The organism is Actinoplanes sp. NPDC051470, assembly GCF_040682035.1.
Taxonomy (GTDB): Bacteria; Actinomycetota; Actinomycetes; order Mycobacteriales; family Micromonosporaceae; genus Actinoplanes.
The window spans coordinates 1-14442 of sequence record NZ_JBFBAA010000069.1 but is presented as its reverse complement, the minus strand read 5'-3'; the positions used below and the strand labels follow the sequence as shown (position 1 = coordinate 14442).

At 70.6% G+C, this 14442-nt stretch carries 3 protein-coding genes; 2 read left to right on the top strand and 1 reads right to left on the bottom strand.

The features are described from left to right. Positions 1 to 7646, bottom strand: a 7646-nt coding sequence (locus tag AB0M54_RS47500) for a beta-ketoacyl synthase N-terminal-like domain-containing protein (RefSeq protein ID WP_364479901.1), incomplete at its 3' end; no start/stop codon positions are given. Between the two features lie 271 nt (positions 7647 to 7917). On the opposite strand from AB0M54_RS47500, the gene AB0M54_RS47495 reads away from it, so the two are divergent. Both AB0M54_RS47495 and AB0M54_RS47490 read left to right on the top strand, forming a co-directional pair. After that, a complete protein-coding gene (locus AB0M54_RS47495) occupies positions 7918 to 12510 on the top strand; it encodes an amino acid adenylation domain-containing protein (protein WP_364479898.1) in 4593 nt (1530 codons plus the stop codon). 4 nt (positions 12511 to 12514) lie between these two features. Beyond that, positions 12515 to 14442, top strand: a 1928-nt coding sequence (locus AB0M54_RS47490) for a type I polyketide synthase (protein ID WP_364479895.1), incomplete at its 3' end; no start/stop codon positions are given.

Here is a 14442-nt window from a genome sequence, read left to right as displayed (position 1 = left end):
ACCTCCACAACAACACCGGCAGCCTCACCACCAGCCAACCGGGTGTCATCAACCATCCCCAGCGCCACCACAACATCCCGGAAGTTCAACCCCGCCGCTCGGACAGCGATCCGGACTTCGCCCGAGCGCAGGGGCCGATCCGCGACATCGGTGGGCATCAGGGCCAGATCCTGCAAGGTGCCGGTGCCGGGATGCTGCAACAGCCATCCGCCGCGCTCCGGAACGGCCAACGGCTCAGTGGCCCGGGTCAACCGCGGCGCCTCCCACCGGCCGCCGCCGACCCGTATCCGAGGTTCGTCCAGCCCGGCCGCCGCGGCCAGTCGCTCCGGGTCAAGGGGTTCGTCGCTCTCCACCAGGACGAACCGGCCCGGGTGCTCCGACTGCGCCGACCGGACCAAGCCGGACACCGCCGCCGAGGCCGGCCCGGTCCCGGTGTGCACGATCAACGTGGTGTCGGTGGTCAGCTCGGCTTGGATCGCGTGCAGGGTGCGGGTGGTCAGGGCACGAGCTTCGGTCAGTGGGTCGTCGTGGCCGGGGCGTGCGGTGAAGACCACCACGTCGCCGGTGGGCGCGCCGTCCGCGACGGGGATCTCGGTCCAGGTCACGGTGAGCAGATCGTCGGACTCGATGGTGGCCGGTCGGGTGACCAGCGAGCCGATGGTGGCGACGGGCCGGCCGGTGTCGTCGGCGACCCGCACGCTACAGCCGCCGGTCGTGGGGGTCACCGCAACGCGCAGCGCCGATGCCCCGGTGGCGTGGACCTGGACACTGTTCCAGGAGAACGGGAGCCGCACCTCCGGTGGTTCGCCGTCGGTCGCGTGCAGCATGCATGTGTGCAAGGCGGCGTCCAGCAGCGCGGGATGCACCCCGAATCGGGCCGCCTCGGGCGCGTCCTGCTCATCGAGGGCGACCTCGGCGTACACGGTGTCCACGTGACGCCATGCGGCTTGCAGGCCTTGGAACGCGGGCCCGTACTCGTACCCGATCCCGGCCATCCGGTCGTAGAAGCCGGCCACGTCCACCGGCTGTGCCTGAGCCGGGGGCCAGGTCCCCAGGCTCGCCCCGGCCGCACCGGGCCGGGAGGCGTTGATCGTGGCGGTGACGTGCCGGGTCCAGCCGTCGGCGTCGTCCGCCCTCGAGTAGACGGTGACCGCGTCCCCGGTGACCGACACCGACAGTTGCACGTCGCCGGTGGCCGGCAGCACCAGCGGCGTGTGGATCACCAACTCGTCGACCAGGTCACGGCCCACCTCGGCGGCGGCCCGGGTCACCAGCTCCACGAATCCGGTGCCGGGGAACAACACACTGCCGCGGACCCCGTGATCGGCCAGCCACGGGTGGGTGGCCAGCGACAGCCGCCCGGTGAGCAGCACACCGTCGGTGTCAGGGACCGCGACCACCGCGCCCAGCAGCGGATGCCGCACCGCGCCGAGCCCAGCCCCCGACACGTCGCCCACCGGCCGAGTCGCATCGCCCCAGTACCGCTGACGCTGAAACGCATACGTCGGGAGGTCGAGGGTCCGCCGGCCGGTGTCGCCGATGAGGTGCGGCCAGTCGACGTTCACGCCGTGGACGTGGGCTTCGGCGAGCGCGGTGTGCATTCGGGTGATGGTTCCGTCGTCACGGCGCAGGGTGGCGACGGTGACCGCGTCGTCCATCGCCGGCACCAGCACCGGGCTGGCACTCACTTCAACGAACACGGTCTCACCCAGCGCCCTCAAGGCCTCCACCGCTGTGTGGAAGCCGACCGGCTGACGCAGGTTGCGATACCAGTAGTCCCGATCGAGCGGCCCGTCGACCCACACTCCGTCGACAGTTGAGAACCACGGCACAGTCGGGGCGTGCGAGCCGATGCCAGCGGTGATGTCGAGCAGTTCGGTCTGGATCTGTTCGACGTGTGGGGTGTGCGAGGCGTAGTCCACCGCGATCTTCCGGACCCGGTCGCCGAGCATTTGTTCCACCGCGTCCGGATCACCGGCGACGACGGTGGAGGCCGGGCCGTTGTGCGCGGCGATCCAAACCCCATCAACAAGGGAGATCGCGTCAGCGGGCAACGTCACCGAAGCCATCGCCCCCTGACCCGCCAACCGCTGGCTGATCAGACGACTGCGCAACGCCACAACCCGGGCGGCGTCTTGCAGCGAGATCGCACCCGCGACACACGCCGCGGCGATCTCCCCCTGGGAATGGCCGACGACCGCGTTCGGGTGGACACCGGCGGCCTGCCACACCGCGGCCAGCGACACCATCACCGCCCAACACGCCGGCTGCACCACATCAACCCGATCGACGACGGCCGGATCGTCCAGAACCGCGAACAAGTCCCAGTCGACGAACTCGCTCAACGCCGCCGCACACTCGGCCATCCGTTCGGCGAACACCACCGACGACTCCCGCAACGCCAAGCCCATGCCAAGCCACTGCCAGCCCTGACCCGGGAACACGAACACCACCCGCGGTTCGGTTATCGCCGTGCCGGTGATGGTGTCGTCGCCCAGCAGCACGGCACGGTGCTCGAACAGCGACCGTGTCACCGCCAGGGTGGAGGCCACCGCCCGGACATCGACCCCCGGGGTGGTCAGGTAGGCGCGTAGCCGGTTCTCGTAGTCGGCCAACGCCGCCGGTGTCTTGGCGGAGATGATCAGCGGCGTGGGTTCGTGTGCCGGCTCGTGAGGGCTGGCTGGGGGTTGGTTGGGTGGGCTTTCGAGGATGACGTGGGCGTTGGTGCCGCTGACGCCGAAGGAGGAGACACCGGCTCGCCGCGGCCGGCCGGTTTCTGGCCAGGGTTGGTTGTCGGTGACCAGCTCCACGGCGCCGGCGGTCCAGTCGACGTGCCGTGACGGCTCATCGACATGCAGGGTTCGCGGTACTACCCCGTGCTGCAGGGCCATCACCATTTTGATGACACCGGAGACACCGGCGGCGGCCTGGGTGTGACCGACGTTCGACTTCAGCGACCCGAGCAGCAGCGGCCGCTCACGGTCCTGGCCGTAAGTGGCGATGACAGCTTGGGCCTCGATCGGGTCGCCCAGGGTCGTACCCGTGCCGTGCGCCTCGACCACGTCCACCTCGGCGGCCGTCAATCGCGCGTTGGCCAGTGCCTGGCGGATCACCCGCTGCTGAGACGGACCATTCGGCGCCGACAGGCCGTTGGACGCGCCGTCCTGATTAACCGCCGAACTACGCACGACCGCCAAGACCCGGTGACCCTTGCGCTCAGCATCGGAGAGGCGCTCCACAAGGAGCACGCCGACGCCCTCGGACCAGCCCGTACCGTCCGCGGTGTCGCCGAAGGCCTTGCACCGGCCGTCAGCGGCCAGACCGCGCTGGCGGGAGAACTCCACGAAGCTCTGCGGTTTCGCCATCACGGTGACCCCGCCCACCAAGGCCAGCGAGCATTCGCCCTGGCGCAGGGAGTAGCCGGCCTGGTGTAGCGCGACGAGCGACGATGAGCACGCGGTGTCGACGGTGATCGCGGGGCCTTCGAGGCCGAAGAAGTACGACACCCGGCCGGAGAGCACGCTGCCGGCCCCCGCGGTGGCGCCGAACCCCTCGACGTCGGCGCCGTACCCGCCGGAGAAGGCACCCATGAACACGCCGGTGTCGCTGCCGCGTACGGACCCCGGCTCGATCCCGGCCCGCTCGAACACCTCCCACGACGCTTCGAGGATCAGCCGCTGCTGCGGGTCCATCGCGAGGGCCTCACGCGGGCTGATCCCGAAGAACGACGCGTCGAAATCGGCCACCCCGTCGAGGAAGCCACCCCGCACGCAATACGACTTACCGGCCGCATCCGGATCCGGATCGAACAGACCCTCGACATCCCACCCCCGATCGGTGGGAAACGGCGCGATCGCGTCGGTGCCCGACTCGACCAGCCGCCACAGGTCTTCCGGCGAGGACACCCCACCGGGGAGCCGGCACGCCATGCCCAGGATCGCCAGCGGCTCGTCCTGACCCACCGCCGATGCCGGACCGCGGGCCGGCGCCGGCAGCTGACCGGTGCGCAGTTCGTCCAGCCGGGCGGCCAGGGCGGCGGGGGTCGGGTAGTCGAACACCATGGTGGCCGGCAGCCGCAGTCCGGTCGCCTTGGCCAGGCTGTTGCGCAACTCCACCGCGGTGAGCGAGTCGACGCCCATCTCGCGGAAGGTCCGGTCGGGAACAAAGCGATCGGCGCTGGAGAGTCCCAGTACGTCCGTGACGCCGTCGCGGATCGTGTCGAGCATTGCCGCGGACCGGCCGGCCCGGTCCGGTTGTTCCTTGGCGGGCGCGCCGGTCAGGTTCCGGAGGATGGGCGGAAGCGCGCCGGCCGCGGCCAGGGCGCGCAGACCTACGGTGTTCACCCGCATGACGATGTGCGCTGAGCCGGCGGCGGCCATCGCACTGATCAGCAGGTGTCCGGTGACCGTCACCGGATCGGCCTCGGGCAGTCCCCAGGCGATCGTCGTGGCGGGGAGGCCTTGGGCGCGGCGGCTCCGGGCGAGGGCCTCGGCGGAGGCGGGTGCGTTCTGACCGAAGACGACGAACGCGGCGAGGTCGAGGTGTCCGGTGAGCAGGTGCAGCTGCCGGCTCTCGGCGGCGACGGCCGGGCCACCGAGGTGGATCACCGCGGTCAACGGGCGTTCCGGCGGCACATCGGCCAGCACCCGCGCCAGCGTGGCCGGGTCGGTCAGGTCGCAGACCGCCGTGTCGGCCCCGACGCCTTGCTCGGCCAGGTGCCGGGTCACGACCCGCTTCTCCGCGGCGGAACCGCCCGTGATCAGCACGGTCCCGCCGGGGTCGATCCGCTGGGGAACGGTGAGGACCATCTTGCCGATGTGGCGGGCCCGGCTCATCCAGCTGAACGCCTCGCGAGCCTGCCGGATGTCCCAGGCGAGCAGCGGCAGCGGCCGCAGGTCGCCACGTCGGAACAGCGCGAGCAGTTCGGCCAGGATCTCCCCTAACCGGTCGGGGCCGGCGTCCAGCAGATCGAACGCACGATAGAAGACGTCAAGGTCGCTGCGGATGTCGGTCTTGCCCATCTCCAGGAACCGGCCGCCGTCGGCCAGCACGTCGAGCGAGGCATCGACGAAGTCGCCGCTGAGCGAGTTCAGAACGACGTCGATGCCGCTCTCTCCGGCGAAGGTGTCGCGAAAGGCGGTGGTGCGCGAGTCGGCGATCCTGGCGTCGGGCAGACCGGCCTGCCGCAGGACATGCTGTTTGCCGATGCTCGCGGTGGCGTAGATCTCCGCGCCGAGATGCCGGGCGATCTGGGTGGCCGCCATGCCCACCCCGCCCGCGGCGGCGTGGATCAGCACCGATTCGCCCCGGCCGAGTCCGGCGAGGTCCACCAGGCCGTAGTACGCGGTGGCGAAAACGATCGGCACGGACGCCGCGGTGGCGAACGACCAGTCGCCGGGCATCGAGCCCAGCAGCCGGTGATCGGTGATGGCGACCGGCCCGAACGCGCCGGCGACGAGGCCGAACACCCGATCGCCGGGGGCCAGGTCCGGCACTGCGGAGCCGACCTCGAGCACCACGCCGGCGGCCTCTCCGCCCATCACACCGCCGCCGGGATACGTTCCCAGCGCGATCAGGACGTCGCGGAAATTCAGGCCCGCGGCGCGGACGTCCACCCGTACCTCATGGGGCTCGAGAGCGCGGGTGGCGATGTCGGAGCTCACCAGGGCGAGGTCCCGCAGGGTGCCACTCGGGGACTGTTCGAGCGTCCACGGGCCGTCCGCGGGAAGGGTGAGCGTGCCGTCTCCGGGAGCGGCGGGGCGGGTCAGGCGGGGGACGAGCGGCTTGCCGTCGCGGAGCGCGACCAATGGCTCGCCGAGCTCGGCGAGAGCCGACAGCGGGGCGTCGCCCGGGTCCGCACCGTCGAGATCGATGAGGACGAAGGCGCCGGGGTGCTCGACCTGCATCTGGCGGATCGCGTCCCAGGCCGCTGCGTGCGCCGGCTCCGGGAGGTCGGCCGGCCCGATGCCGACGGCCAGGCGGGTCACCAGGACGAGCGCCGATCGGGTACGCCGCTTGTTGGTCAGCCACGACCGTGCGAGGTCGCTGACCGCACCGGCCAGATCGGTTCCGTCGGCCGGCAGAGCGTCGACCCGGACGACCATCTGACCGTCCAAGGTGGCTGGTCGCGGCGCGTCGAGGGGTATCCATTCCAGCCGGTGCAGGGCGTCGGTGCCGCTGGCCGCGGCCAGCAACTCGGCCGGCATCTCGGTGAGGTGAGTCCGCCGCACCTTGCCGGACGCGGTGCGCGGCACAGCCTCTACCCGGTAGAGCTCCTCGGGCACCTTGAAGTACGACAGCCGCTCGCGGCACGCCGCGAACACCTCGTCGGTGTCCAGGTCGTCGTCCGGCACGACGTACAGGACCGGGACCTCACCCAGCACGGGGTGGATCCGGCCCGCGGCCGCCGCGTCCTTCACCCCCGCCACCTCGAGCGCCACGCTCTCGATCTCGTGCGGGTGGATGTTCTCGCCACCGCGGATGATCAGTTCCTTGATCCGCCCGGTGATGGTGACGTGCCCGGTCCCGCTGCGCCGGGCCAGGTCGCCCGTGCGGTACCAGCCGTCCGTGAGCACCTCTCGGGTGGCGTCCGGCTGCCCGTGGTAGCCGATCATCAGACTGGGTCCTTGCGCCCACAGCTCGCCCTCGTCGCCGTCGGCCACGTCGGCGCCGGTGACCGGGTCGACGAAGCGCAGCGTGAGACCGGGGACGGCGACGCCGCACGAGCCGGGAACCCGCGGCCCGCTGAGCGCGTTCACGGTGAGCGAGCCGGTGGTCTCGGTGCAGCCGTAGGTGTCGAGCAGCGGCACCCCGAAGACCTCGGCGAAGCCCTCGATGAGCGAGGCCGGCGCGACGGAGCCGGCGACCAGGCCCATGCGCAGGGCGGCGGTACGGCGTCCGGAGCCGCCGGCGGCTCCGAGCAGGTAGCGGAACATCGTGGGTACGCCGACCAGCACGGTGCATGGATGTTTCTCGAGCTCGTCGAGCACCTCCTCGGCGACGAACGTGCTCAGGATCCGCGCGGTCGCCCCGACGGCGGTGGCGGCCAGGAGACACAGGTGCAGGGCGAGGCTGTGGAACAGCGGCGCGGGCCAGAGCAGCACGTCGTTCTCGGTCAGCTCCCACGCGGGCACGTCGCACCACGCCGCCGACCACAGCCCGCTGCCCTGGGTGGACACGACGCCTTTCGGGGTGCCGGTGGTACCGGAGGTGTAGAGCATCCAGGCGGCCTCGTCGAGCCCCAGGTCGTCGCGGGCCGGGGTGCTCGGTTCGGCGGCGGCCAGGTCGGCGAAGGACCGGATCTCGGGGGAAGGGGGTTCGGCACCGACCAGGATGACCGCCACAGCGGGGGCGACCCGGCGCACGTTGCCCAGATGGGCGGCGTCGGTGATGACGACCACGGCGCCGCTGTCGGAGAGGAAATGCGCGATCTCGGCCTCGGCCGCTTCCGGGTTGAGCGGTACGGCGATCGCGGCGGCCCGGGCGATCGCCAGGTAGCTCTCGATCGTCTCGACGCGGTTGCCCAGCAGAATGGCGACCCGATCGCCCCGGCCGGCGCCGATATCTGCCAGGTGCCCGGCGAGCCGTCCGGTCCGCGTCTGCAGATCGGCATGCGTCACCCCGCGCCGCGCATCGATGTACGCCATCTTGTTGCCATAACGTTCCGCATTCGCGCGAAGCAAGTTATGAAGAGGCTTTAACAAATCCGCGCGTGACATGGAAACACCTTTCGGCGAAATGCGCTATCCACGATCCGATTCGGACGATAGCAGGCGCGCTTCGGCGTTCGCCATACCGCGCGACCCCCTAGGTTGATCACCCCCCTAGGCCCGGCTGAGCAGGCCGGATTAGGGGGTTGCGTCGGCTGCGACCCCGGTGTCTCCTGATATTCGGGATGCAAGGAATCCGGAGAGGTGAATGGCTTCTAATAGTCCCCACCCCAGGCCAGATAAATCGAGATTCGCGCTTTCGCGGGCAGAGCGGCAGCGCCGCCGGCCCGTGCGGAACAGCATCCCGCCCGCGGATCGGACCGGACCGCTGCCGGCGTCTTTCGCGCAGCAACGTCTGTGGCTCATGCAGCAGCTCGCGCCCGGGAGCAACGCCTACAACCTGCCGCTGGTCCACCGGCTCCGGGGCGCCCTCGACCGCACGGTCCTGGAACGGGCGCTCGACCTGGTCGTCGGCCGGCACGAGGCGCTGCGGACCGTCTTCGACGCGGAGGACGGCGAGCCGCGCCAGCGGATCCGGCCCGCCGGGACGGTGCGCCTGCGTCGGCTCGACGCCGCGGACGAGAACCACGCCGCCGAACTGGTCCGGCGCGAGACAGCGGAGCCCTTCGACCTGCACGCCGGTCCGGTGCTGAGAGCCCTGCTGGTGCGGCTCGCGGAGGACGATCACGTGCTGGCTCTCACGGTGCATCACGTGGCCGGCGACGGCTGGTCCCTGGCCGTCCTGCAGATCGAGTTGTCGGCCCAGTACGCCGCCCTGCTGCGCGGCACGCCGGCCGATCTGCCCGAACTCGCCGTGCAGTATGCCGACTTCGCCCAGTGGGAACGGCGGGAACTGTCCGGCGCCGAGCTGGAGAAGCGGCTGTCCTTCTGGCAGGAGAACCTCCGGGACGCCCCGACGGTGCTCGGGCTGCCGACCGACCGGCCACGACCGGCCACCGGCGGTTCGGATGCCGGCATGGTTCCCTGGTCCCCGCCGACGGAGCTGGTGGCCGCGGCCCGGACCCTGAGCCGGTCGACGGGCGCCACGCTGTTCATGACGCTGCTGGCGGCCTTCCAGGTGGTGCTGTCACGCCACACGCGCAGCGACGACGTCCTGGTCGGCACCCCGATCGCCAACCGCAACCGCGCGGAGGTGGAGGGGCTGGTCGGCATGTTCGTCAACACCGTGGTGCTACGCGGCGACCTGTCCGGCGATCCCAGCTTCCGTGAGCTGCTCCTGCGCACCAGGGCGAACACCACGGCGGCGCTGGCGTACGCCGATCTGCCGTTCGACCTGCTCGTCGAGCGGATCGCACCGCGGCGAGACCTGTCGATCAACCCGGTCGTGCAGGTGCTCTTCCAGCTGTTGCCGCAGTTGCCGAACCCGGTCACGCTTCCGGGTGTCACGGCCGAACCGTTCGACACGAATCAGTTCTTCACCCGGATGGACCTGGAGTTTCATGTCTTCGAGGATGCTGCCGCCGACATTCTGACCGGCCATGTCTGGTACCGCCGGGAACTGTTCGACGAAAGCAGCATGAAACATGTGCTGAATCAGGTGACGGCGGTCCTCCGGGGCGCGGTCGCCCACCCGGACGATCCGATTTCCACGATTTCCCTCCGGCCCGGTTCCGGCATCGGACTGCCCCGGGTGGAATCGAATGAAACGGATCGTGTCCTGCCGGTTCATTCGTTGCCGGAATTGCTGGAATCGGCTGCGGACCGGACGCCGGAGGCGATCGCCGTCGTCGACGAACGGGAGTCTCTGACCTATGCCGAACTCGGTCGGCGGGCCAACAGACTCGCGCACCTGGTGCGGGCCAGAGGCGTACGGTCCGGCGCCCTCGTGGGTCTCTGCATCGACCGCGGCGCCGACCTGATCGTGGGCATCCTCGCCATCCTCAAGGCGGGCGCGGCCTACGTACCCCTCGATCCCGAACACCCCCTCGAACGCACCCGCTTCGTTCTCGACGACGCCGGCATCGGCGTGGTGGTCACCCAGCGCAGCTTCCGATCCCGGTTCTCCGAGGTCCGCGACGTCGTCCACCCGGATGATCCGGGCCTGGACGACCAGCCCGACACCGCGCCCGAGGTGGTGCTGGACCGGGACAGCCTGGCGTACGCGATCTACACCTCCGGGTCCACCGGCCGTCCCAAGGCCGTCCTCATGCCGGGCATCTGCGTCGTCAATCTGCTGCTGTGGCAGGAACACACGATGGGCCGCGAGGAGAACAGCCGCACCGCCCAGTTCATCACCGCGACCTTCGACTACTCCGTTCAGGAGATCTTCTCCGCGCTTCTCGGCGGCACGTTGGTCATTCCCCCCGACGACGTCCGGCTCGATCCCGCCCGGCTGGCCCGGTGGATCGACGACAGCCGGATCACCCGGGTCTACGCGCCGACCACGGTGCTGCGCGCCCTGCTCGAGCACGTCGACCCGTACGGCAGTGGCCTGTCGACGCTGCGGCACCTCTGCCAGGGCGGCGAGCCGCTCGTCCTGGACGGCAAGCTGAGCGAGGTGTGCCGGCACCGCCCCCGGCTGCGCGTGCACAACCACTACGGCCCGGCGGAGACCCAGCTGGTGACCGGCTACACGCTGCCCGAGGACGTCGCGAGCTGGCCGGCCACCGCCCCGATCGGGAAGCCGATCGACAACACGCGCATTCACCTGCTCGACGACGCGCTGCGCCCGGTTCCCGACGGCGTACCCGGGCAGATCTGCATCTCCGGGATCGGCCTCGCCCGTGGGTACCTGGCCCGGCCGGAACTGACCGAGCAGCGGTTCATCACCGAGGGAACCGGCGCCGAGCGGCGGATGTATCTCTCCGGCGACCTCGCCCGGCGGCGGCCCGACGGGAACCTCGACTTCCTCGGCCGGATCGACAACCAGGTCAAGATTCGCGGCATCCGCGTCGAGCTCGGCGAGATCGAGGCGGTGCTGGCCGACCACGCCGCCGTCACCCGGGCCGCGGTCGCCGTCCGGGACGACGACCGCGGCGAGAAGCGGCTGGTCGCCTACGTGGTGAGCGCGGAGAACGCCGGGAAGCTCGCGGTCGAGCTGCGCGAGCACGTCGAGGCGTTGCTGCCCTCCTACATGGTGCCGTCCGCGTTCCTGCTCCTGGCCGAGCTGCCGCTGACGACCAGCGGAAAGACCGATCGGCGGGCGCTACCCGCCCCGGAGACGTGGTCGACGGCCTCGTCCACCCCGGTCGCTCCGCGCGACGAGACGGAGGCCACCGTCTGCGGGATCTACGCGGACGTGCTCGACGTGCGGGACGTGGGCGTGCACGACGACTTCTTCGCTCTCGGCGGCCATTCCCTGCTCGCCTCCCGCGTCGTGTCACGCATCCGCGCCGTCCTCGGCCGCGACCTGCCGTTGCGTACGCTGTTCGACGAGCGGACACCGGCCCGGATCGCCGAGGCGCTCGGTTCCCTGCCGGCCGGTGACGTGCCCCCGATCGTGCCGCGTTCGCGCACCACGCCGGCCCCGATCTCGCTGGCCCAGCAGCAGATGCTCACCAGCCACGATTCACTGCTCGAGCAGCGGGCCTTTCCCGTCTGCCCGTACGGATTCCGGCTGCGTGGCCCCGTCGACCACGCCGCCGTCGACGTCGCACTGACTCGCATCGTCGCGCGGCACGAACCCCTGCGGACCGGCTTCCGGGACGACGGCCAGGGACTCCAGCAGGTCGTCCGGGAACCCGCAACGGTGACGGCGCACCGTATCGACCTGACCGGCAGCGACACGGCCATGCGGGAGGCCACGGCCGCCGGCCTGGTCCGCGATCACCTCGAGCGCCCCTTCGATCTGGTCGACGGCGTTCTCCTCCGGGCCGTGCTGGTGCGGCTGACCGAGGACGACCACATCCTGCTGCTGGTTCTGCACCACGTCGCCGGCGACGGCTGGTCCTTCGACATCCTCGTCCGCGAATTCTCGGCCCTCTACACCGAACTCGCCGGTGGTCCCCCGGCCACGCTGCCGGACGTGCCCACGACGTACACCGACTTCGCCCAGTGGGAGCACGATCTGCTGTCCGGATCCGTGCGCGCGGACCACGAGAAGCACTGGCGTCAGCACCTCGCCGGCGCGGTCGCCCTGGAACTGCCCACCGACCGGCCCCGGAAGGTCGCGGCGGCGACCGGGGGCTCGCTCGCCTGGACGATCCCACCCGAGGTGACCTCGGCGGCACGCGGGATCGCGCGGGCCCAAGGCGTCACCTTGTACGAGACCATGCTGGGCGCGTTCATGGTCGCCGCGGCGGGCCTCTCCGGCCGGGACGACATCCTGGTGACCACGCCGTTCGCCAACCGCGGCCGGCCCGAGACCGACAACCTGATCGGCTTCTTCGCCAAGATCGCCGCGCTACGGGTCGGCCTCTCCGACGATCCGACGTTCCACGACGTCCTGCGGCGCGTCCAGGCGGCGATGCTGGGCGCGCATGCTCACCAGGACCTCCCGTACGCCGCGATGCAGGCCACCACACCCGGCCTTCCGCCGCCGCTGGTGCAGTTCCAGCTGATCAGCTCGCTGGCCGCCGACCTCGTCATCCCGGGCGTCGCCAGCGAGCGTTTCTGGACGGTCGACACCAACCTCGCGCTCCCGGAGGGCGAGATCGCGATCTGGCTCTTCGACGACGACAGCGCCCTGCACGGCACTGTCGCCTTCGACGGATCCCTGTTCGATCCGGCCACGATCCGGGGTCTGCTCGCCGCGGTGGAGTCGGCTCTGCGCGTGGTCTCCAGCACCCCCTCGATACGCGTATCCGAGGCATCCGCAGCAATCCGCCACGCGAGGAGCTAGGGCCATGCCCGACCAGGACAAAGTCGTCGAATATCTACGCTGGACGACGGCCGAGCTGCACACGACCCGCGCCAAGCTGCAGGCGGTCACGGCGGCCGGCACCGAACCGCTGGCCATCGTGGGCATGGCGTGCCGGCTGCCCGGCGGGGTCACCTCCCCGGAGGACCTGTGGCGGCTGGTCGAGTCGGGCACGGACGCGATCTCCCGGTTCCCCGATGATCGCGGCTGGGACGTCGAGGGACTGTTCGACCCCGACCCCGATGCGCCGGGCAAGTCGTACTCGGTGGAAGGCGGTTTTCTCGACGCGGTGGCCGATTTCGACGCCGCGTTCTTCGGAATCAGCCCGCGTGAGGCCCTCGCCATGGATCCGCAGCAGCGGCTGGTGCTGGAGGCGTCCTGGGAAGCCTTCGAACGAGCCGGCATCGAGCCGGGATCGGTGCGTGGCAGCGACACCGGGGTGTTCATGGGCGCCTACTCCGGCGGCTACGGCATCGGCGCCGACATTCCCGGCCTCGGCGTCACCGCGGGCGCGGTGAGCGTGGTGTCCGGCCGGGTCTCGTACTTCTTCGGCCTGGAAGGTCCCGCGGTCACCGTCGACACCGCGTGCTCGTCGTCCCTCGTCGCCCTGCACCAGGCCGGTCACGCGCTGCGGCGGCGCGAGTGCTCCCTGGCGCTGGTCGGCGGCGTCACGGTGATGGCCACACCGTTCGGTTTCGTGGAGTTCTCCCGGCAACGCGGACTGGCCGCCGACGGCCGCTGCAAGGCGTTCGCGGACACCGCCGACGGCACGAGCTGGTCCGAAGGCGTCGGCGTGCTCGTGGTCGAGCGCCTCTCCGACGCCCGCGCCAAAGGCCACCAGGTGCTCGCGGTGGTACGGGGGTCCGCGGTCAACCAGGACGGCGCCTCCAACGGCCTGACCGCACCCAACGGCCCTTCCCAGCAGCGAGTGATCCAAGCCGCCCTGGCCAACGCCGACCTGGCGCCGCACGAGATCGATGTGGTCGAGGCCCACGGCACCGGTACCCGGCTCGGCGACCCGATCGAGGCCCAGGCCGTGATCGCCACCTACGGCCAGGGCCGCGACGAACCGGTGCTGCTCGGCTCGATCAAGTCCAACGTCGGCCACACCCAGGCCGCCGCCGGTGTCTCCGGTGTCATCAAGATGGTCATGGCCCTGCAGCACGGGGTCGTGCCGCGCACCTTGCACGTGGACGAGCCGACCGAGCACGTCGACTGGACCGCCGGCGCCGTGCGGCTGGCCACCGAGAACCAGCCCTGGCCGGACATGGGACGGCCACGCCGCGCGGCTGTGTCGTCATTCGGGGTGAGCGGCACCAACGCCCACATCATCCTCGAAGGCGTACCCGAAGAGCCGGTGCACCCAGGACAGCCCTCGAAGCTGGTGCCGCTGATGATCTCGGCCAAGACGCCGGCCGCGCTGTCGCAGCTCGAGGAGCGGCTGCGCGCCTACCTGACCGCTGAGAGCAATCTTTCGGCGGTGGCGTCGACGCTGGCCGAGACGAGGTCGTTGTTCGAGCACCGCGCGGTTCTGCTCGGCGACGACACCATCAGGGGAACGGCACAGCCAAACCCTCGCGTGGTGTTCGTGTTCTCCGGCCAGGGTTCGCAACGCGCCGGTATGGGTGACGAGTTGGCGGCTGCGTTCCCGGTCTTCGCGAAGATCCGTCAGCAGGTGTGGGATTTGCTCGACGTCCCGGATCTGGATGTGGATGACACGGGTTTTGCGCAGCCGGCGTTGTTCGCGTTGCAGGTTGCGTTGTTCGGTCTTTTCGAGTCGTGGGGGGTACGGCCGGATGCGTTGATCGGGCACAGCATTGGTGAGCTGGCGGCTGGTTATGTGTCCGGGATCTGGTCGTTGGAGGATGCCTGCACGTTGGTGTCGGCCCGCGCGAGGTTGATGCAGGCCTTGCC